This window comes from Alkaliphilus serpentinus (genome assembly GCF_009017255.1).
GTDB lineage: Bacteria > Bacillota > Clostridia > Peptostreptococcales > Natronincolaceae > Alkaliphilus_D > Alkaliphilus_D serpentinus.
Genome location: NZ_WBZB01000026.1, coordinates 1 through 21,928 on the forward strand (window position 1 = coordinate 1; position 21,928 = coordinate 21,928).

Consider the following 21,928-nt stretch of genomic DNA (forward strand, 5'->3'; position numbering starts at 1 on the left):
TCCTTATTTTTATAAGGGGGTACCCCCTTAAAATCCCCCATTTAATAGGAAAAAAGAGAACTTTCCTATTAAATAAAAAAGGAATTGCCCTCAGTTGGGCGATTCCTTTTTTATAGGATTTCCTTACAATATGAAATAGTCATTACTCTTTAGTAATTTCTGCAACATTTTTGCCATCCTGCACGGCTTGGACATTAATCTTTTTATCTGGATACTTTTCCTTTAATTGATCAGCATATTTCGCTGCCAGTTGGTTAATCCTTTCTTGGCTTACACCCTTTTCAATTACCATAGTACCCACCATATACTCATCGGACTCATATACTTTGCCACCAATAACTCCTTCCTCCTGTTGAATCTCGCTAGTTATTTCCTCATCAGTAACCTCCTCAACTTCTTCTTGGGGTTTGTCACTTATCTCGTCTGGGGTTTGAGGATTCTGACCCTCTGGAGCTTCTTCTTCTCCTCTACATCCAAAGGAAAAGACGCATACTACTATTAACAAAAATACTAAGATTCTAACATGTTTATTTTTCATTTTTATTTTCCTCCATATTAATTTCTTTTATTTTAGTATGTGTCATCAATAGAAATTGAATACTGAGGATAAGGAATTTAACTTCTAAAGTTAATAACTAAAGGCTGACATAGAAATCCTCTATCCCAGCCTTTAGTTATCGTATTAATTTTGCTAGCCTACCAACCAAAGGTATTGCTATTCATAAGTCCTTCAAAGATAGAGGCAACGCTTCTTTTAATATAAAACCATGTTATGATAACCGTAATAATATTTATAACAGGTACTAAGTAAGCAGCCCTATCAGCATCTATTCTTAAAACATCTTTTGTTCCTATATATAATAGAATAAGACTTAAAACACCACCAATTATCAATGCACCATAGGTTAGGTTTAGTGAAATAAATGAAGCTATTAAACCTATAATAGTAAATATGATAGAGGGTGCAAAGGATACTCCCACCATTGTAGTGATTGATTGGTACTTGGCGTTTCCTTTTAAAAGGCTATTGGCTAATAATAGCAAGCCAATGACTGCTGCAGCTTGAATGATAATTGCAAAGAAGCCGAAGAAAAATACTTTGCTTGATGGTATAAGCTCGGTTATTTGATTGGCAAAGCCATACATCCCAAACTCACCTAGCATACCTCCTAATAAGCCACCTGTAGTTTCTAGCATCTTCTTAACCATGCTCATAGCTATTAATCCCCATATTAATGCATAGGCTAATATAAAGGTAACTCCAACCGAAAAGTTGGGTGTTTTAATAACCTCAGTAAAGGTTGTCACTGGTTTAGCCACCATTTTAACAGTAATATTTTTAGCAGCAATAACACTACTTAATCCCTGATTAACTACCTTATTCACATCTACATTGACATTAACAGTTCCCTGCTTATCTTCTGTAGTAGCTGTTGTTTCCACCTTTGCACCTTGCTGCGAAGTACAATCACACACAGCACCCTCTTCTATTTGAGACCCACAATGAACACAAAATTTAGCCATTTAAACTACCCCCTATAATTTAATAATATATCCATTCACCATATTCATTCAGATACTGATCTTCATATGACCACTTATTAACATATTCAATCTTCCAAGCACCGTTATCCTTAGTTAGCTCATAGGTTCCTTCAAGAAGATTCTTTCTTTCAATGGATTTCTCTCCATTGGCACTAAAGGACCAATAATAATCTTCTCTTATTTCTTCCCTTGTATGCCAGCTTTCATCTGTAACAACAGTGACATAGGTTTCAGAACCGATTTCTATATAATAATCTACAATGGAGTAGCTTTGACTATTAATAATTTTCCACTCAACCTCATCATAGAAATCATACACATCATCACTAAATCTATACTCTGTTACATATTGAGACAGGTTTGATAGAGGATCTTTCTCAGATGACTCATCATAGTTGACATAGGCATTAATCAGTGTGTTGTTATAGCCTTCTATTATATCCATAATTTCTTCTGTAAAGGCCTCCTGAGGCTCTAGCTCATTGAAAATAAAATAATCGTTATCCCTTGACACTTCAATCTCAGCCTCAAGGGGTTTAACCATATCCCCCTCCATCTTAATGGTAACCTTATGGGTTCCTTCTAGTACATCATCTATGTATGCATAGCCCTCCTTACCTAAAGACTGGCCATTAAAGAGAATCTCTGCTCCATATAGGGTTTCTACATAAACCATATATGTATCATAGGGAGATTCAACATGAGATTCCCTTGGAAGGAAAATTTCCTGACTGTATGGCGGCTGAACATCGTTAAAAAACTTCAACTCTATGACATGTTTTCCTGGTAAGTATGGGCCTATCTCAAAGTATCTACTATCATCAGCTTTAAGAGCCTCTTCTCCATTAACCAATATTGTAGTACCCACTGGAGCTGTAACTGTGGCATATCCCATAGAATAAGGATAAGAGGTTTGCCACTGTTTTTCGTCAAGGCTCTTGTAAAGGGTTAGAATATTCACTTGCTTATTATTATTGCCATAATCATACTCTACAGGTATAAAGACCTTGTTTTTATCAAGTAATTCAAACTCAGAATATCCTTGATTCTCTAAAACCATATCTCTTCTCTTACCCTTTTCAATAATCCTAATTACTGGTGGTTGGGTATCCTCGGCCATATCCTCCATAGATTTAATAACCATTTCCTTAGTTAGGTTATTCTGGTTCATAAAATCCTGATAATACTCTGATGCCTTTTCAAAATCACCTCCGTTTAAAGCTTCAACATACTGCTTTGCAGCCAGCTGAGGACTGTTCAAATACTGAATTAGCTGAAAAGAACCAATACCTATAATAATAACTAAGAAAATTACTAAACCAATAAGTTTTTGCTTCTTAGTTAGCTGCCTCAGCTGTAGCTGAACACCACTGTTTTGAGGTTTTGATGGCGAAATATGCTGTACAGTAGCCACAGAGCCGTTTTTAATGACTTCCGTTGGTATTCCCGTCTCTTTACCACAATGCTCGCAAAATTTGCCTTCGTTTACCACTCTTTCACCACAACTTTGACAAAACATTTTTAACCCCTCCCTTTTTAAATTTGTGTCTCTACCCTGATAACACAAGCCTTTCATAATTAATATCCAATAGTCAAAAAGCTCTTATTTTCCAGAGAACCCCTGGGTTCTCTAGGACCCTTTGTTGTATTCTCCTTATACAAGAGAATGACTACAAAATAACCCTCATACAATAAGTAGCAAAAATATCTGTCCATTATATAAGAAGTGGGTATTTAGCACTATTTAAGTATAGCAGGAAAGGAACCTTTCATTTGTCGATATTTGTCGATACTTACTAATTTTAACTGCTAAAGTATTCTTATGGCTATTGTTTATAATATGCAAAAAATCCCTTGGCATATTCCATGGGATTCTCTTAAAAAATTATTTGACTCATGTACCCATATTGTACTAATCCTTATTCATAAAATTTCTTATAATCACCCTAACTACACCATATAAAGGTATGGCTACAAAGGCGCCCACAAAGCCATATAGGGAAATTGCTATTATAACGAGAAATATGATGATTAAGGGATGAATTTGCAGACGATTCCCCATTATATGAGGTCTAACCAGATTCCCCTCCAATTGCTGTACCACCAATATTACAATTAGGATCTTAATAATCATAAAATAATTTACTGTCAGACCGATAAGTAAGGCTGGTATAGCTCCCATAATTGGTCCAATAAAGGGAATGATCGATGTTATCATGGCAAATACAGCCAGTATTAAAGAATTTGGTAGCCCAATTATCAAATAGCCTATGTATGTTAGTATTCCTAGAAATAAAGCAACCATCAGCTGACCTGTGATGTATACTGAAAGGGTATTATCTATATCCTTTAAAAGATTTCGGGCTTTTGAAGTCCTTTTTTGGGGAATAAATTTTTTAATATTGCTGTAAATTAGCCCATCATCCTTTAACAAGAAAAATGCCACAATGGGTATCAGTATTATTACCGCCCCTACATTGGCAACAATAGAAACCCAGCTTCTTATGTTATCTACTAGCCTTGTTAATCCTATATCCAGGGCTGCCATGGCCTTTTCCTCTAAATCCTGCATAGAAAATATCCATAGGTTCTCGCCCTGCAATATATCTTGAGTGCTTTCTTGTGCACTTTTAAGCTGTTTGGAAAAGGTGCTATAAAAGCTAGTGAAATCTTCTTTTAACATGCCACCGCCAAATGTTATTAATCCCACTATAATGATTATAGTTAATAGGAATACCAATGACACTGCTGCAGTTCTGTTTATTTTTCTGTTCTCTAATATTCTCACTAAAGGTCTTAAGGAGTAATAAATAAATCCCCCACCTATAAAGGGAAAAAGTATTAAGGCTAAAATCCTCTGTAGGGGAACTAGAATGAAATCTAGCTGTCCTAGCAGGAATATTGATAAAAGAATTAAAACTGTAGATATGGTATATTTAAAAAACTTACTATTATAATCCATAAGCATCTCCTCCTTAGTAACTCACAAGTTATATATACCCATAATCCTTACCAATATCCTTAAAAGAATACTTTGACATGGAAATAGGTAGATTTTTACGTGAACAGATAATCTTTTGGTATATATTCATCAGAAATATGCAAAATCCTGCAAATTATAAGTCAAATTAATGGCTACAACTGACAACGTTCTTTTTACTCATGTATTATAAATTATAAAAGTCAATCTATTAGGTCTACAAAAAATATCCTATAGTTTATCAAAAGAATTTTATGTTACAATATAGTTATTAAAGGTACTGAAGGGAGGATTAGGAATCTATTGATTCCCTTAATACAAATGGATTCCGTTTAATATGAATAATAAAGAAATTCGTTGGAAACAAAGATATGAAAACTTTACAAAGGCCTACAATCAATTTGACTCTGCAATTTCCATGTTTGAGAATCTAAGCGTACTAGAAAAGGAAGGGTTAATTCAACGATTTGAATATACTTTTGAGTTGGCATGGAAAACATTAAAGGATTACTTAGAATCCCAAAGCGTAATGGTCAGCTTTCCAAGGGAAGTTATAAAATCAGCCTTCCACTACGGCATTATTATAGACGGCGAGGTATGGATGGATATGTTAGAAAAAAGAAATTTACTGGCCCATACTTATAACGAAGAGCGATTTAATTTAGCTATGAAAAAAATCAAAGATGAATATTATACAGCAATAAAGCAAGTTTTTTGTGATTTAGGTGATAAAATATGAAGTATGGTTTATCAGAAGAAAGCCTCAATAGGATCGTTAGTGCCATTTCAACTTTTCAAGAAATTAAAAAAGCAGCTATCTTTGGTAGTAGAGCCATGGGAAACTATAAAAATGGATCTGACGTTGATATCGTAATTTATGGCGAAAAAATAAGCAATGAGATTGTAAATAGCTTAAGTGTCACATTAAATGAAGTAATGCCTTTGCCCTATTACTTCGATATTGTACACTATGAAGCCCTTGACCACAACGGCCTAAGGGATCATATCGATGGTTATGCTATAATGATATTTAGAAAAAACTAATAAAGTATAGAAACCCCCCATGGCATTATAACTGGTGGGGGTTATATTTTTATCTATAACATATTCAGATATAGTCCTCTTATATGAGAAGCAATTACCTGTATTGTAAAAACACGGGTAATTTTTTTGTTTTTACCTATGTTTAATTGATATAAGATGTAATGATCCATTTAATATTTCTTAGTTAGATTATCAGCATCTTCTTTTAAATAGTTGCATATAAAATAGCTGCATAGTATAATAGTTTCATGACCCGACCGGCCAGTTCTGAGTTGGAGCATATATATTAGGAATAGCAGATGTTACTTATTACTAACAAACTATCAGGAGGTTAATTAAATGTCAAAACCAGTAATTACTAGAATATTATTATCAGTATTGCTACTTGCTCTTGTTGTATCAGGAGTAGGTTGTACAAAGGAAGTTTCAAGTGATGAAGCTATCAAAGAAAATTATATAGCAGTTGAAACAGAAAAGGTATTAATTGATTCTATTGAAAATACCACCCGCTTTAATGGTAAAATCATTGCCAACGAAGAGATTGTCGTAATGTCAAAATTAGTCGGTGTTGTAGATACCGTTAATGTAGAATTAGGTGATAAAGTTGCTAAAGATACCATTCTATTTACTTTAGATCAAGAGGATTTGTCAAAAAATACTCAACAGGCTGAAAATGCTCTAAGTTCTGCTAAAAAAAGTGTAGAACAGTCTTTAAATGCCCTGAACTCTGCTACACTAAATTTTCAATTAACTAAGGAAAAAATCGATAATGCCATACTAAATCACGAAAGAAATAAAGAGCTCTATGCCGTAGGGGGAATTTCTAAGGCACAATTAGAGCAATCTGAATTAGCAGCTTCTACTAAGCAATTAGAGGTGGCGGAACTTCAGGTGAAACAAGCAGAAATTGCCTACCAACAAGCACAAAATCAATTAACACAATCCCATATATCCTTTGATCAAGCTATGAGGAATTTTGACAACACCGTAGTGAAGGCTCCTATGGATGGGATTGTATCTACATTAAATGTTAAAGAAGGTGCAATTGCCACATCCAGTCAGGCTGCTGCTGTAATAGTTGATGCCCAAAGGGTTTATATGCAATTAAATATTGTAGAAACCTTGGTTAATAAGCTTTCTGTCGGTCAAGAGGTAGAATTATATATCCCGGCTGCCTTTGATGAGGCCATAACAGCTACTATAGACTATATTAGCCCTACTACCGATGCTAGAAATCAACTTTATACTGTAAAAATATATGTGGACAATACAAGTGGAAAAATCAGACCAGGAATGAATGGAGAAGCAAGGCTCAGTGTTGATAGAATTGATTCTGCTTTAATTATTCAAAGTGATGCTGTTATTGATAAAGATGGAGATAGTGTTGTTTATGTACTTGAGGATGATAAAGCGGTTGAAAGAAATGTTACAACAGGATTAGACACAGGGGATTTTGTCGAAATACTTTCAGGCCTTGAGGAAGGTGAAGAGGTTATTGTAAAGGGTCAACACTATGTAGAGAATGGTCAAAAAGTTCAAGTGGTAAGGGGTGAATAGCATGAATTTATCTAGCTTTTCAGTTAAAAAGCCCATTACGATAACCATGATTGTTCTGATAGTAGTTATTCTAGGAGGAATTTCATTAAGTGGATTACCAATAGATTTGTTTCCAGATCTTGAATTGCCTATAGCTATAGTCTCAACCTCATACTCAGGAGCAGGACCCCAAGAGATTGAAAACCTAATTACTGAACGGATGGAAGGTGCTATTGCAACCGTTGGAAATATAGATGAAATACAATCTATATCCTATCAAGGCAACTCCATTGTTATAGCTCAATTTAATAATGGCACAGATATGGATTTTGCAGCATTAGAAATGCGGGAAAAAATTGATATGGTGAAAGAATTCTTACCTGATGGTGCAACCCAGCCCATGGTGTTGAAAATGGATATAAACTCTATGCCCATCATACAAATAGCTGTTTCCACCAGTGGGGATTTGGGTGGATTACAAACCTTAGCCGAAGAAACCTTCAAGCAAAGATTAGAAAGGTTAGACGGAGTAGCTTCTGTAAGCATCGGTGGGGGTTTTACAAAGGAAGTAGAAGTATTAGTAGATCAAAATAGACTAGCTGGCTACGGCCTAAATACTAATCAACTGGCTCAGTTAATAGCTGCTGCCAACATGAACCTTCCCGGTGGAACTGTTGAGCGTGGTAATCAAGAGCTTACCATAAGGGTTGTAGGTGAATTCGCATCCCTTGATGAAATCAAAAACATGCCCCTAACCCTGCCAACTGGCGAAATAATCGCTCTAAGGGATGTTGCAGAGGTTAGCTTTACTAATGAAGACATCAGCTCCTTTTCAAGGGTTAATGGAAGGGATAGCATCAGTATATCTGTTCAAAAACAGTCTGGTAAAAACACTGTACAGGTTGCCAACTTAGTACTTGATGAGATAGAAAGTTTAAAACAGGATTACCCAGGAATTGATATAGATGTAGTATCCGATAACTCTGTTATGATAAAAGCCTCCATTAACACCGTAGTAAAAAATGTTATGATGGGTGCTATATTTGCAATTCTCATTCTATACATTTTCTTGAAGAATATAAGAACGACATTGATTATAGGGCTCTCTATCCCTATTTCAGTTATCGCTTCCTTTATACTACTCTATTTTAATGGTATTACATTAAATATGATGACACTGGGAGGCCTAGCACTGGCGGTTGGAATGCTGGTGGATAGCGCCATAGTTGTGCTAGAAAACATCTACCGTTTTAGAGTAGAAGGCCACTCGAAAAAAGATGCAGCCATAAAGGGTGCTTCAGAAGTGGCAATGGCTATTACAGCATCTACCCTTACCACAATAGCAGTATTTCTTCCCATTGTTTTTATTGATGGTATAGTAGGTACCATATTCAAGGAGTTTGCCCTAACTGTTACCTTATCCCTGGGTGCATCCCTTTTGGTATCCCTAACATTAATACCTATGCTTTCATCTAAGATTTTAACCGTAGATCTAGGTGATGTAGCAGTTGAAAGAAAAAAGAAGAAATTTGATTTTATATACAACGCCTTCGACAGATTATTTGCAAAGATAGAGGTAATTTACAAAAAACTCTTAACCAAAAGTCTTATTAGAAGAAAGTCCACGATTATCATTTCTGTATTGATCTTCGTAGTAAGTATAGTCAGCCTCTTTGGAGTAGGAATGGAGTTTTTCCCTGCTACAGATGAGGGAAGAATATCCATAGATGTGGATTTACCCTTAGGTACTAGAATTGAGGAAGTTGACGAAGTTGTTGAAATAATCGAAGAAAAACTAAAGGATATCCCAGAGGTTGAAGTAGTATTTGTCAGTGTAGGCTCAGGAGATGTTATTATGGGAGGCAGTTCTAGTAATAGCAGCGGTTCAATTACCGTGGGCTTAGTGAAGCTTAATGAAAGGGATAGAAGCACAAATGAAGTTGCTGAAGAGATTAGAAAACTGGTAAAAAATATTGCAGGAGCTGAAATATCAGTAAATGCGGTTTCTACTACTGCAATGGGTACTACAAGCCCTGTCAGCATTGGAATTACAGGAGACGACCTAACTCAATTGGAAGAAATATCGGCTGATTTTAAAAAGATTATTGAATCTGTAGAAGGAACCAGAGAGGTTAAAACCAGTATCAGTGAATCGGTACCAGAGGTTGAAGTTTTAGTAAACAAAGATCTTGCAGCCATTTATGGGTTAACTGCATCTCAGGTGGCCTCTGCTGTTAGAGGTGGGACCACAGGAACCACTGCTACCAGATATAAATATCAAGGGGATGAATTAGATGTGGTAATTAGAGCCCAAGGCAGTACCACTGAAAGCATATCCAACCTTGAACAATTATCAATTACAACCCCAGCTGGATCAAGTATCCCCCTTAGCCAAGTTGCAAAGCTATCTATCGTAAAGGGACCTATGCAGATCAATAGAGAGAGCCAGGAAAGAATTGTAACGGTTACTAGTCAAATAATTGGTAGAGATGTTAGAAGTATCACTGCAGATATAGAAAGGGAATTGCAAAACTATGAAATGCCACAGGGTTATAACTATAAAATAGGGGGAGAAAATGAACAGATTATGGATGCCTTTACCCAGCTATTGTACGCCCTAGCCCTTGCAATTGTATTAATCTATATGGTAATGGCGGCTCAATTTGAATCTTTAATTCATCCCTTTATTATAATGTTTACCATACCACTGGCCTTCTCTGGTGGAGCCCTATCATTATTTATAACTGGAAGAACCTTTGGTGTAACAGCCTTTATAGGAATAATTATGCTGGCAGGAATTGTTGTTAACAATGGTATTGTATTAATAGACTATATTAATGTCTTACGTAATAGTGGTCAAGAAAGAAATGAAGCGATTATTGCTGCAGGCCCTATAAGGTTAAGACCCATATTAATGACTACCTTAACAACGGCCCTTGGCTTAATACCCCTGGCTATTGGTGTTGGTGAAGGAGCAGAAATGCAGGCCCCCATGGCTACTGTGGTTATAGGAGGACTAATGCTTTCAACTTTGGTAACCCTAGTATTTGTACCAGTGCTTTATACAGTATTTGATGATTTCTCTATTTCACTAAAATCCAAATTAAATAAAAAGTTCAATAAGATTCCTAACCCTATAGAAAGTGAGGTGCAGGAATAATGGTAACACAAAGGGGAAAACGACAAATTGAAATTATAGAAGCAGCCCTAAAGGTCTTTGGAGAAAATGGATTTTTTCAAGGGACAATGGAGGAGGTTGCAAAGGAAGCCGGAATTGGAAAGGCTACCATTTATGAATACTTCAGCAGCAAAAAAGAACTATTTCAAGAGATGCTGGTATATTTTGTTGAGGATTATATTACAGGGGCCCATGATGCCACTGAAAAAGAGAATACTGTGCGGAGTAAGCTGATTGCCTTAACTGAATATAACATAGCCTTTGTAAAATCTAAAGCCGACACCCTTCAACGAATGACTTCCAGGTCTGAACATGTATCGGAGGATTTTAAATGTAAAATTTTCAACATTAAACAGACAGTATGTAGTATTGCACTAAAAATTGTTGAAAAAGGTATTGAAACGGGAGAGCTTCGATCTGATTTAGATAAGAATATAGCAGCGCTGATTATTATTGGCGCTCTCAATAGTGTTAGTACGGAATATATTTTTAATGAAGAAATAGCATCCAACACCATCAACACCTCAACATTTGTAGATATTCTACTTTCAGGCTTGAGTTAATTAAAGGACCCCGTAGGTCTTCTACCTACGGGGTTAACTTTGTCATATTCTGATTTAATTTCAGCAATTACTCTTCTTTTGCTATCATATAGGGCTCCTTCATCAGAACCCTTGTCCCTTCTTGTTTTGCTTAATTTATCACAGAAAGCAACCAGTCTAGGGCTCCCTTTGTATTTTCCCATGCATCTAAGGCATTGTTAGCATAGACTATTGCCTCTTCTTTACTACCCATTTGAAAAAATTCTGGCAGCTTCTTCGGTATAACATTAAAACCTAATAGATAATAGGGGATAAAATGATTTTCCTCTAAAGCGTCCTTTAGCCAAGCCTTAGCGTCCTTTTTTCCTCCCTTCACTTTAAAATTATATAAGGCAGTATTATATGTCCATTGAGGACTACCATCTTCATAGGAATTTATTAACTCCCTTGCTTCCTTAAGTTTATCTAGCTGCATATAAATAGGCAATAGAATATAACGAGCACCTTGATTATCATTGGGATTCAATTCTAGCATTTCTTTAAAATGCTTTGTTGCTTGCTCTAAATTGCCCTCCTTCCACAATAGCAGAGCAAATCCCATTTTTGCCCTCATATAAGGTCTAGTCTCCGTCATTAACCAAAAGTGTCCTATATTTTCATTAAAGTAATTTTCACCCAAAACCATTCTTCCTCGTTCTAGTGCTTCTAAATACATCTTTTCTTTATCTGTGAAACTTGTAGCTTCCTCCACTGCCAGCAAAACATAGGCATCCACACAGTTAGAGTGTATTTTTAATGCTTCCTTTGCCAATCTTATCCTGTCCTTTGATCTGCTTTTTTCCCAAGCTTTATAGATAAGATCTTGGGCCTTTTCTTCATTAGATAAATCCTCTGAACTAGCTTCAGGAATTCCATTCTTCATTAAAGTCTGCATATATTCATTAAGCTCATCAATTGACTGGAAGTTTTTGTTTTGTAATTGCTTATGCACTTGATTCATGTATACTTCTGTTACCCTTCTTCCGTTACCTGGGGTAGGGGTCAAGATTTCTGGATAAGGGTCTTCTAAATCTTCCATATCTTCCATATATAAATTTTCGATTACTTCCATAGACCCATCTACAAGGAGATTTAAGTTTTTTGATAGGGTGGTGGCTGACACATCATATTTCTGTGATATTTCCTTTTGGGTATAGTAACTACCAGTAGCTTGATTAGAACTTACCAGATACTCTAATGCAGAGGCCCATGAGCCTCTTTTCTTTATAATTGGCTGGTATCTGTTACAATAGCCACTAAACAAAATAAGAGCACCATTTATCTCGAAGGGGTAATATTCTCCTATCATTTTTTCTATAGCAAATAGAGCCTCCTCCTTGTAGGAATCATCCACTAGAGAGGTTTCAACAAGGTCCTTAAGCTCATGAAGGCTGCCCTCCAGAACCTCAATAATATAATCAATATGATCTGATAGGAGTAAACCCCTATCCCCATCATCATATTTTCCATTGCCTACATTTTGGATAAATTTATCAAGTTTTTTATCAAAGCCAGGCGTTAAGCAGGCCTCCAAAGGACTCTTGCCCTGTAATGGTTTTTGAGGCTTTTGTAAGAATCTTTTAATAAGGAATTGCTCATATGGAGGAAGATGGTGGTATTCATCTTCATCATCATAATCATGGAAATCATGCACATCCTTTAACAGATCAATAATTAGGCTTACTACAAAAGCTCCTTGGTTCATTAAGAATTTTTTCCAATCTTTATCTCTGCCTACTTTATGACTTTTAGCATCTTCAAAGGTTGTAATCACCTTATCAATTGCTTCTATGGGAAGAGTCACATATCCATGGAAGATATCATAGCTTTTACCCATAGGTAATAGTCTTAGAACCAATAGTCCGTCTATATCATCCTTTATAGCCGAGGGGTTAACCTCCAGCACATCTCGAGTAAAGCAATCCTCCAGTAAGAAATTTCCGTTATTAAGGGTTTCTATATAGGTATATATTGAAATATAGCTTTGGGGCCATAGCTCTAGCTGTTTTATTACCCGATCACTAAAATGCGGCAAATTATCCTTTATAAAGAGATTAAATATGGTCATCTCTTCTTTAATAGGGTGATTGAAAGCAAACCATTCAAAGAAAAAACCCATCCATGAGACACATTGTTCAGGATCTATTCCATACTCAAAACCTGCCCTTTGTATTTGGGGATTTAAGGTATTTTCAATGGATTGAAGATATCTAAAAAAAAGTCTTTTTACTTCCACAAACTCCTCAATCAATACCCCTTCTGAAGGGAATAGTAATACTTTGTCTTCTTCTCCACAGCACCTTTTAAACTTTTTTCCACTACCACAAGGGCAGATTTCATTTCTTCCTACTTTGAACAAGGCGAACTCTCCTTTCATTTTTTCTTTAGGGGCGGTTCCCCTTTGTCAGCGGAATGATTCCAATACCTTCCTAATTGTTTCTCTATTTATTCCAATAGCCTCCCCAATCTTTCTAGTAGATAAATTGAACTCATCCTTTAAGGCAATAATTAGTTTGTCTCTTTGTCCTCTATTTTCAAACTCCTTCAATTTGCTAAAACTAATTTCATTTATGTAGAGATAATTAAATACAAAGTCCCTTATCTTCTTTTCATCAATAAATTCATCTTTAATATCATCTTCATCTATGAATTCCACATCACTGGCTTGTTGACTGTATTCTTTAAATAACCTAATAGCTTCTGATTGATTATTTGATAGAATACTTAGTATTGTATGGGTGCTCAATAGTTCTCTATCTAATATACCATTTATATATATATTATAGCTACTCCATTTATAGTTTTCCCTTTTACATATATGTGCTTTTTCGGGATTATTGTGTATGTATCGTAACACTGCAAGGAGATAGTTTTCATCCTCTACTTCTTCACTTTTAAATCTGTCTTGAAAAACATGCCCTATCCTTCTATGTTTTTGATTATAATATTTTGCATAGCTTATTCCTATTCTTTTCATAATTCGATCAATTGTATCTGTTTCCTCTTTTATCAAGAAATGTGCATGATTATCCATAATACAGTAGCCGTATAGCTCAAATTCATTTTTTCTCTTCTTCTCCCTCAATGTATCAATGATTCTTTCTTTATTGTCATCATCTATAAATATTGATTTTCTTTCATTTCCTCTAACCATTACATGATAGATTCCTGTGCTGCTTCTTTGCCTTGCATATCTTGGCATAGCTTACTCACCCCCTACTGTTATTTTACTTAAGTTGCTCTGTGTTGTCAACAGAACCGTCCCCCTGGCAGTCCCCTGGCATTAAACGGCAGAGTCCTAGACGAGACGATCGGAACTATTATTAATCATATTATAAAAGTCATGGTGTTCAGAAACTAATGATATCATTACACCTACAAAAAGTGCCCATAATGGTGCACTTATATTTAGTATTTGAATGTTACTAAGTGCAATTATGAAACTAAAAAAAGCACCATTACTAAACATCTCTACTGAAAAAGCATCTTTGTATGATCTTTTTAAAACTCCAATCATGGATAATCCTGCTATTATATTCATTAGTGCTCTTGGAAAAGCAGTTACAAAACCTAGCGCTACGCTCGAGAAAATTCCGAACACAACAAAAATTATGCCATTTATAATAGAGGCCTTATATCTATCAGTATGACTGTTTCCTGCTTCCTCAGAAGAAAAAATCGCAGTCATAGGCCCAGCAATATTTGCAGCATGGCCACCAAACAGAGATGCTGCAATACCACCAAGCCCACTAGCTACAGTCATGGCATTTACAGGTGGCTTATAACCTTGTGAAAATAATATTCCAATAGCTTGAGCATTCTCTGATCCTAGTATCAGTATTGAAAGTGGAATAGCAATACTAAAGATGGCATTAATATTAAATTTAGGTTGAACTATCACAGGCAATGCTAAATTTAGACTTAAATTTGACAAATATACTGTTTGCATAATTACTGAAGTTATCATTCCTATTATTAAGGCAAATAATACTGGGGGCACTCTTTTAGTAAATTTCGGAGCTATAAGAAAAGTAGCTAAAGTTATAGCCCCTAGTAATGGAAGTTCTTTAGCAGAATTTACGATTCCTATTCCAAATCTAGTTAGAGAACCCCCAATCATAGCCATCACAATGGGCAATGGAATATATTTTAATATCTTCGCCTTAAGTCCACTAATTCCAATAATGAAAATGGTTAATCCTGAAACTAAGAAAGCTCCCGTAAGCTCATTATAATTATAATTAGAAACATTATTTAATAGCAACACCGAACCGGCTATCGTATAAGCACCGCTTATTGGTATTTTATATTTTGTAGATAGTACTATACCTATTATGCCACCAAAAAAATATATCGCAAATAACCAAGATGAAGTTTCAAACTTACTTAATTTAAGGTTTTGAGCAGCATTGATAATTAGAAGCGCAGGTCCAGTACACCCAAATATTCCAGCTACTAATCCTGCAGAGATATTTTTAATATTTATTATCTGCGAGAAATCCATCATTTGTGATGGTTTATTTATCTTCATATTTATTGCTCCTATCTAAAGCAATTATACCGTTCCATAAATAAGTCTTGGTAAGAATAGAGAAATCTGAGGGAAATAAGTTATGAAAATTAATGCTATGATACTAATTATTACAAAGGGGATAACTCCTTTTATAATATTTATCATTTTTTCTCCTGTTGCAGGTTGAGCAACGAATAAGTTTAATCCAAAAGGTGGTGTAAACATACCTATTGCTGCATTGGTGACCATTATTACTCCTAGGTGAATCGGATTGATTCCTAACCTCATAGCAATAGGATATAGTAACGGTGCTGTGATGATAATTGCAGATGATCCATCTATGAACATTCCTGCTATTAATAACATTACATTTACTAGCATGAGGAAACTATACGGGCCAAAATTTCCTCCTATAATTAAATTAGCTAAGTCTTGGGGCACTTGTGCTACTGTTAATACCCATCCAAATATTGATGCAGAGGCTAATAAAAGCATAAGCTGAGCAGTAGACTGTGCTGAATCTACACAGGTTTTAATTAATTCTTTCAAACTCATTTCTTTATATATAAACATACTTATGATAATTGCATAAATAGCAGATACACCTGAAGCCTCAGTAGGAGTAAATACACCAAGGTAAATACCTCCCATAATAATCATTGGTATACCAAGTGCCCAGCTTGCTGATAATGTAGCCTTAAGTTTTTCCATATAAGTGCTTTTGGGCCCTGGTTCAATATTTTTTCTAACAGCAAACCAATAAGAGTATATTAAGTAAGCTATAGAATAGATAATACCTGCACCAGCACCAGCCATAAATAATGCTCCTACCGATACTCCAGTAACTGCACCATAGATAATAGCACTAATGCTAGGTGGTATAAGCAATGCTATAGATCCACTAGAAGCAATAAGCCCGACACTAAAACCACCGTCATATTGATTCTTTTTTAGGGCAGGATACATAAGTCCACCTATGGCAATAACTGTAGCTGGAGAAGATCCTGAAACAGCTCCAAAAAACATACATGCTATAATTGTTGTAAAAGCAAGGCCACCTCTAGTACTGCCTACCATTACCTGAGACCATTTTAAAATTCTATCTGCTATTCCACCTTTCTTCATTACATTAGCACCAAGAATAAAGAAAGGTACTGACATTAAAGAGAACTTATCTATGCCCCCTAACATTCTTTGAGTTACCACCATTAATGGTAAATCCGTAAAGAACAAAAGGGCTGAGAAAGCTGAAAAACTAAGTGCAATAAAGACCGGGGCACCTATAAATACAAGAATAAAAAAAATCATCAGTAAAAATAAAGTCATGTTAGTAACCCCCTTATAATGTTGACATATCTAGCTTGTCATTATTGTCATCTAATCTATCAGTGGCTGTTTTCCATGCGTTTATTCCAAATCTTATAGCCATTAAAAATGAACCAATAGGTATAGCTATATAAACAAACCACATTGGCATATAGAGTGCTGGACTTTTTTGTGAAGTATTAATCACTAACATAGTATTTTCATATCCATAATAGGTAATTATAAAACAAAATAGCGCACTAACTAATTCTGCTAACATCATTAATAATTTCTTTATCTTTGGAGGTGCGTTAGATACAAATATATCTATACCGACATGAAGATAATTCCTCACACACACGCTTCCACCAATAAATGTAATCCATATCATGATGTACCTAATCACTTCTTCTGCCCACGTTGGCGAGTTTGAAAATACGTACCTCAGTATTACATTTGTAAATAAAAGTATTGTAGCTGCTAATAAGAGAAAAGCGATTAATCCTTCTTCAAAACGAACCAAAACTTTGTTGATTTTTTTCATCCACATACCCTCCTACTTATTAAAATAGAGGTATTTACATACCTCTATTTAATTATTTATTTATTTACTTCTTTCTTCCCCAAATTTTATAAGCTTATCAATTAATTCTCCACCTATTTTATCTCTAAATTCAACATAAACAGGCTTACTTAACTCCTTTAATGTTTCTATTTCCTCTGGAGTCATATAATATACTTGGGTACCTGCATTCATCATATTCTTCATATAGCCTTCATTTGCTTCATTAGTCATTACTTTATGAATTTCTCTCATCTCTATACCAGCTTCAACTACAGCATCTTGTAAATCTTTCGGAAGACTTTCAAACCATTTGTTGCTTGCAGCAAGGAAGTATGTCAAGTAAGCATGATCTGCTACGGTTATCCAATCCTGAACTTCATAAAATTTCATATCATGGTTTGAAATGATCGGATTCTCTTGTCCATCCACAACTTTTTGCTGAAGTGCATTATATACTTCTGCAAAATCTATCGGAACCGGATTTGCTCCCCAAGCTTTAAATTGAGCCATTATAACAGGAGCTTCCATAGTTCTTATTTTCATTCCTTTAAAGAAGTCTGGTCCTTTTATTGGTTTATCAGCAGTAAAATGTTTATATCCTTCTGCATTAAATGAGATCCCTTTTATACCTATGGTTTCAAGTCCTGCCATAAGTTCTTGTCCAATTTCTCCCTCTAGAGCTTCCCACATGATGTCCTCACTAGGGAATATGAACGGAAGGTCTAATACAGTAAGCTTTTGGTCAAATCCAGCATATTTTGCAGTTGGAGTCCATACCATTTCTATAGTACCCATTTGCATACCTTCAATCATCTCTCTAGCACTTCCCAGTTGCTGCGCTGGATATATCTGAACTTCAATACGTCCATTGGTTTTTTCTTCTAGAATTTCTTTATACTTAAGAGCTGCCTCATGATATGGTGAATTGGTTGTATAATCATGTGCAAATTTTAATACTATCTTTTCTGAGTTGTTTTCTGTTCCACCATTGCTAGTATTTTCATTTGAAATAGTTGGTGAATTACCTCTATTGCATCCGCTTACTATTCCTAATACTAAAATAAAAACCATAAATAGTACAATTATTTTTCTTGAGAACCTAAACATATAACTCCTCCTTTTTATTAAAAAATATTGGAATGCATGCTTAATATTAACGAATTTTCAAGCATTAATAAAAATGCATTTACCCCCTTCATTCTTATTATGAAGCAATAATTATGCCAAACTATAAACTGCTAATTTAAGTAACTTCATTTGTATATATTTAAAATAATTCTGCAAAATTTGCGAATATGCAAATTTTGCAGAATTATTCTTGTGATTCCGTATACTGTTTAATTTTATATTGTAAATTTCTTTCGCTAATTTTTAGACACTCTGCTGTTTTTCTCCTATTTCCTTTAAAATGTTCTAGTGTTTTTAGAATTACTTCCTTTTCTGCTTGATTTAAGCTTATTCCTACTTTAATTCTAACTAAGTCCTTATCTGAAAGTTGATCTCTAATAGTACTTGTTATATATTCAGGCAAATCATCTACATCTATTTTTTCTTTATCCGTGAGAACCACTGCTCTCTCGAGAAGATTTTCTAATTCTCTTACATTACCTGGATAAGTATATCCTTCTAAAATATTAATTGCATTATTGGTAAATCCCTTAATATTTTTATTGAACTTTTTATTGTATTTATCTAAAAAGTACTTTATAAGAACAACTATATCTTCCTTCCTATCTCTTAATGGAGGTAATTTTATGTTGATTACATTCAACCTATAATAAAGATCCTCCCTAAATCTATTGTTTCTTACTTCTTCCATAAGATCTTTATTAGTTGCTGCGATTATCCTAACGTCAACTTTTTTAGGATTTTCTCCTCCTAAAGGGATTATCTCCGTATCTTCAACTACTCTTAAGATTTTTGCTTGCAAAAGCATATCCATTTCTCCAATTTCATCCAGAAAAAGTGTTCCATTATTGGCAAGTTCAATTTTCCCCAATTTCTTTTTATCCGCTCCGGTGAATGCACCTTTTTCATAGCCAAATAATTCGCTTTCTAGAAGATTACTGGGTATAGCCGCACAATTTACAATCTCTAATTTTTCATCTTTTCTTTTCCCTCCAAAATGTATTGCTTTAGCCAAGATATCTTTTCCAGTGCCACTTTCCCCTGTAATTAAAATTGTAGTATCTATATCTTTTATTTTATTAACTGTAACTAAGACATTTCTTAATTTCTGAGATCTTCCTATTATTCCATTTATTGAATACTCTTTTTCAACAATCTGCTTTAAATTTGACAGTGAACTGTTTATAAACGTATAATCTAAAGCCTTACTTATAAATACTTTTAGTTCCTCCATGTTTAAAGGTTTAGATACATAATTTATAGCACCCATTTTTATCGCTTCAACGGTCGATTCTATACTACCATAAGCTGTCATTATAATAACTTGTATTTCATCCTTTATAGCTTTGATTTGTTTAAGAACCAGTAATCCATCAATATTTCCAATTTTTAAATCTAGTATAACTACATCAATATCCTTGTTTTGTATAATCTCGAATCCATCCTCTGGATTTTGAGTACTATACACCTTATATATATCTTCTAATGCAAATTCCAGAGAATCGCATATTGATGGTTCATCATCTATAATAAGTATCTTATTCATAGTACCTTACCCCTTACCGTTATTTAAAATTAAGCTTACCTTTGTACCAATTCCTTTTTTACTAGAGATTATTATATCTCCTCCAAGCCCCTTTATCTGTTGATAGCATATTGAAAGCCCAAGACCTGTACCATTCTCCTTAGTTGTATAAAAAGGCTCAAATATTTTATCAATACATTCGTTATCTATACCCAAACCATCATCTTCAATATCGATATATACACTATCCTTTACCTCATAAACTGAGATGCCTATTTTCCCTTCTAGTTCTATGGCTTCAATGCTATTTAATAATATATTAATCAAGATTTGCTTCAGCATTTGTATATCTCCATAAGTAACAAACTCACTAGTGTATTTTTTTATAACTTCTATGTTTTTCTTATTAATGGATGATTCTAGTAAACTTATAGTTTGATCTATAATTGGAGTAATTGAGAATTCTTCGTAGTGATTTTTTTTAGGTTTTGCGTAGTCCAAGAGGTCTGTTAGGAGATTATCCAGTCTTGTAATCTCCTGAGGAACCTGTACAGTTATCTTTTCTCTAAATTTTGGGTTGTCATACTTTATTGGTAATATTTCTAAATAGGTTTTTATAGAAGTTAGAGGATTGCGTATTTCATGTGCAAGACCTGCAATCATTCTTCCTAATGATTGCATTTTATCTTTCTGTGAAAGAGCATTTCTAATAGTTTTTTCTTCGGTAATATTTCTAAAAGTTAAAACGCCCCCAGAATTTTTTGAATGCCCTATGTAAAGAGGAGAAATTAGATAATTATAATAGTATTTTTCGCCTTTTAAATTGAAAATCGTTTCCTCTATATTTAATCCTTTCTCCTCTTGTATACAGTAATTTATATGCTCAATATTAAAAAACTTATCTAAGCCTAACTCCTGAAAGGTTCGTCCAACACAATCATCTCTATTCAATTCAAATATTTTTTCTGCTCTTTGATTAAAGGCAGTAATGCCTCCAGAATTATCAAAGGTTATAAGTCCTATACTCAAACTATCTATAATCTGTTCTTTAAATTTATCACTCTCTTTAATAATATTTCTACTAATATCTAGTTCTTGATTAATTAAATATAATTCTTCAGTTCTTTTATTTACCTCTGCCTTTAAATCGTTATTCCATTTTACAGAAACACCAAAAATAACTATAGCTAATACTATTGTACCTATGATGCCATATACATAATACTTTCGTTCTTCCCAAATAAAATAAGCCTCTTTTCCAAACCATTTTTCATATATTTTACTATATGTGCCATTTTTCTTTAATCTCTCTAGTGCTTCATTTATATCTTTTAGCAGAACCGTATTTCCTTTTCTTACTGCTATACCATAATCAACTTGATTTATTTCCTCTCCCATTATCTTAATATTATTTTTGAGTTGGAGTTTGTTTAATATGTATATTCCAGTTAGCCGGTTACCAAATACTGCATCTATCTTTTGATTGTTTAGCTTATCGAAAGCATCTTCAAGATCTGAGACAAACATAACTTCAATTTCACCTATTTCAGCAAGTATATAAGCTGCAGAATCACTTCTTTGTACTGCAACTATCTTCCCCTTAAAGTCATTAGAATTAAGCACCTTTTCATCTTCAGTTCTTACAAAAAATACTGATGAATTCAATAAATAGGGTGTTGAAAAATCAAAAAATTCCTTTCGCTGCTTGTTAAAGTTCATACCTTGAACAGCATCTATCTCTCCATCTTGTAGAGCTCGATGAACTTCCAACCAATCCATAGGGAGAAGCTTAATTTCAACACCCATCTCAATAGCTATTGCTCTCATTAAATCTACATTAAACCCCCTATATTCTCCATCATCATCAAGAAATTCATAGGGTGGATAATTCTTATCGCCTGCTATAACGAGAATATCACCATTTTCATTTATTCCGTAGGATAAAGGTATGCTAAAGGATATTAAAACAAAGAGTATAATAGTCGCTCTTGCTATCAGTTTCAATAAGTATCCCCCCCTGCCCCTACC

General features: G+C 34.5%; 17 protein-coding genes. 5 read left to right on the plus strand and 12 right to left on the minus strand.

What is annotated here, in order from left to right; genetic code table 11:
* Positions 1-142: 142 nt before the first annotated feature.
* The 4 genes from F8153_RS08755 to F8153_RS08770 all read right to left on the minus strand — a co-directional run bounded on the left by F8153_RS08755 (position 143) and on the right by F8153_RS08770 (position 4,507).
* Positions 143-538 carry a hypothetical protein gene (locus tag F8153_RS08755; protein ID WP_151865983.1) on the minus strand — a complete coding sequence of 132 codons (396 nt, stop codon included), beginning with the start codon at positions 536-538 and terminating at the stop codon, positions 143-145.
* A 158-nt stretch (positions 539-696) separates the two neighbouring features.
* Positions 697-1,524, minus strand: a complete 828-nt coding sequence (locus tag F8153_RS08760) for a YIP1 family protein (protein WP_151865984.1) — start codon at positions 1,522-1,524, stop codon at positions 697-699.
* A gap of 19 nt (positions 1,525-1,543) precedes the next feature.
* Positions 1,544-3,064: a zinc ribbon domain-containing protein gene (locus F8153_RS08765; RefSeq protein ID WP_151865985.1), complete on the minus strand. Its 1,521-nt coding sequence runs from the start codon at positions 3,062-3,064 to the stop codon at positions 1,544-1,546.
* Between the two features lie 393 nt (positions 3,065-3,457).
* Positions 3,458-4,507, minus strand: coding sequence for an AI-2E family transporter (locus F8153_RS08770; RefSeq protein ID WP_192929740.1), 1,050 nt, complete (start codon positions 4,505-4,507; stop codon positions 3,458-3,460).
* 355 nt (positions 4,508-4,862) lie between these two features.
* Between F8153_RS08770 and F8153_RS08775 the strand changes: the two genes are divergently transcribed.
* The 5 genes from F8153_RS08775 (at position 4,863) to F8153_RS08795 (ending at position 10,846) form a co-directional block, all read left to right on the plus strand.
* A complete protein-coding gene (locus F8153_RS08775) occupies positions 4,863-5,264 on the plus strand; it encodes a nucleotidyltransferase substrate binding protein (RefSeq protein ID WP_151865987.1) in 402 nt (133 codons plus the stop codon).
* Positions 5,261-5,569, plus strand: a complete 309-nt coding sequence (locus F8153_RS08780; RefSeq protein ID WP_151865988.1) for a nucleotidyltransferase domain-containing protein — start codon at positions 5,261-5,263, stop codon at positions 5,567-5,569. The genes F8153_RS08775 and F8153_RS08780 overlap by 4 nt, the downstream gene beginning before the upstream one ends.
* Before the next feature lie 339 nt (positions 5,570-5,908).
* The gene (locus tag F8153_RS08785; RefSeq protein ID WP_151865989.1) at positions 5,909-7,126 is read left to right on the plus strand and encodes an efflux RND transporter periplasmic adaptor subunit; all 1,218 of its coding nucleotides are present in this window, start codon (positions 5,909-5,911) and stop codon (positions 7,124-7,126) included.
* Position 7,127: 1 nt separating this feature from the next.
* Entirely contained in the window at positions 7,128-10,265 is a 3,138-nt protein-coding gene (locus F8153_RS08790; protein WP_151865990.1) for an efflux RND transporter permease subunit, read from the plus strand.
* Positions 10,265-10,846: a TetR/AcrR family transcriptional regulator gene (locus F8153_RS08795; RefSeq protein WP_151865991.1), complete on the plus strand. Its 582-nt coding sequence runs from the start codon at positions 10,265-10,267 to the stop codon at positions 10,844-10,846. The genes F8153_RS08790 and F8153_RS08795 overlap by 1 nt, the downstream gene beginning before the upstream one ends.
* Before the next feature lie 130 nt (positions 10,847-10,976).
* On the opposite strand, the gene F8153_RS08800 is transcribed toward F8153_RS08795, so the two are convergent.
* The 8 genes from F8153_RS08800 to F8153_RS08835 form a co-directional block, all read right to left on the minus strand.
* On the minus strand, positions 10,977-13,223 hold the full coding sequence (locus F8153_RS08800; protein WP_192929741.1) for an SEC-C metal-binding domain-containing protein: 2,247 nt from the start codon (positions 13,221-13,223) through the stop codon (positions 10,977-10,979).
* Between the two features lie 45 nt (positions 13,224-13,268).
* Complete coding sequence (locus tag F8153_RS08805; RefSeq protein WP_151865993.1) at positions 13,269-14,066, minus strand: transposase; 798 nt, start codon at positions 14,064-14,066, stop codon at positions 13,269-13,271.
* Between the two features lie 96 nt (positions 14,067-14,162).
* Positions 14,163-15,395 (minus strand): benzoate/H(+) symporter BenE family transporter, encoded by a 1,233-nt coding sequence (locus F8153_RS08810; protein WP_151865994.1) that lies wholly within the window; start codon positions 15,393-15,395, stop codon positions 14,163-14,165.
* A 24-nt stretch (positions 15,396-15,419) separates the two neighbouring features.
* Positions 15,420-16,703 (minus strand): TRAP transporter large permease, encoded by a 1,284-nt coding sequence (locus F8153_RS08815; protein WP_151865995.1) that lies wholly within the window; start codon positions 16,701-16,703, stop codon positions 15,420-15,422.
* A 13-nt stretch (positions 16,704-16,716) separates the two neighbouring features.
* Complete coding sequence (locus F8153_RS08820; RefSeq protein WP_207707711.1) at positions 16,717-17,226, minus strand: TRAP transporter small permease; 510 nt, start codon at positions 17,224-17,226, stop codon at positions 16,717-16,719.
* Between the two features lie 60 nt (positions 17,227-17,286).
* Complete coding sequence (locus F8153_RS08825) at positions 17,287-18,354, minus strand: TRAP transporter substrate-binding protein (RefSeq protein ID WP_151865996.1); 1,068 nt, start codon at positions 18,352-18,354, stop codon at positions 17,287-17,289.
* Positions 18,355-18,559: 205 nt separating this feature from the next.
* A complete protein-coding gene (locus tag F8153_RS08830; RefSeq protein ID WP_151865997.1) occupies positions 18,560-19,921 on the minus strand; it encodes a sigma-54-dependent transcriptional regulator in 1,362 nt (453 codons plus the stop codon).
* Between the two features lie 6 nt (positions 19,922-19,927).
* Positions 19,928-21,904: a transporter substrate-binding domain-containing protein gene (locus F8153_RS08835; protein WP_151865998.1), complete on the minus strand. Its 1,977-nt coding sequence runs from the start codon at positions 21,902-21,904 to the stop codon at positions 19,928-19,930.
* Between the last annotated feature and the right edge of the window lie 24 nt (positions 21,905-21,928).

What these genes read in the sequence shown, in the direction of transcription:
- F8153_RS08755 (WP_151865983.1), bottom strand. Translation starts at nt 538, where the DNA reads ATGAAAAATAAACATGTTAGAATCTTAGTATTTTTGTTAATAGTAGTA.
- F8153_RS08760 (WP_151865984.1), bottom strand. Translation starts at nt 1,524, where the DNA reads ATGGCTAAATTTTGTGTTCATTGTGGGTCTCAAATAGAAGAGGGTGCT.
- F8153_RS08765 (WP_151865985.1), bottom strand. Translation starts at nt 3,064, where the DNA reads ATGTTTTGTCAAAGTTGTGGTGAAAGAGTGGTAAACGAAGGCAAATTT.
- F8153_RS08770 (WP_192929740.1), bottom strand. Translation starts at nt 4,507, where the DNA reads ATGGATTATAATAGTAAGTTTTTTAAATATACCATATCTACAGTTTTA.
- F8153_RS08775 (WP_151865987.1), top strand. Translation starts at nt 4,863, where the DNA reads ATGAATAATAAAGAAATTCGTTGGAAACAAAGATATGAAAACTTTACA.
- F8153_RS08780 (WP_151865988.1), top strand. Translation starts at nt 5,261, where the DNA reads ATGAAGTATGGTTTATCAGAAGAAAGCCTCAATAGGATCGTTAGTGCC.
- F8153_RS08785 (WP_151865989.1), top strand. Translation starts at nt 5,909, where the DNA reads ATGTCAAAACCAGTAATTACTAGAATATTATTATCAGTATTGCTACTT.
- F8153_RS08790 (WP_151865990.1), top strand. Translation starts at nt 7,128, where the DNA reads ATGAATTTATCTAGCTTTTCAGTTAAAAAGCCCATTACGATAACCATG.
- F8153_RS08795 (WP_151865991.1), top strand. Translation starts at nt 10,265, where the DNA reads ATGGTAACACAAAGGGGAAAACGACAAATTGAAATTATAGAAGCAGCC.
- F8153_RS08805 (WP_151865993.1), bottom strand. Translation starts at nt 14,066, where the DNA reads ATGCCAAGATATGCAAGGCAAAGAAGCAGCACAGGAATCTATCATGTA.
- F8153_RS08810 (WP_151865994.1), bottom strand. Translation starts at nt 15,395, where the DNA reads ATGAAGATAAATAAACCATCACAAATGATGGATTTCTCGCAGATAATA.
- F8153_RS08815 (WP_151865995.1), bottom strand. Translation starts at nt 16,703, where the DNA reads ATGACTTTATTTTTACTGATGATTTTTTTTATTCTTGTATTTATAGGT.
- F8153_RS08820 (WP_207707711.1), bottom strand. Translation starts at nt 17,226, where the DNA reads ATGAAAAAAATCAACAAAGTTTTGGTTCGTTTTGAAGAAGGATTAATC.
- F8153_RS08825 (WP_151865996.1), bottom strand. Translation starts at nt 18,354, where the DNA reads ATGTTTAGGTTCTCAAGAAAAATAATTGTACTATTTATGGTTTTTATT.
- F8153_RS08830 (WP_151865997.1), bottom strand. Translation starts at nt 19,921, where the DNA reads ATGAATAAGATACTTATTATAGATGATGAACCATCAATATGCGATTCT.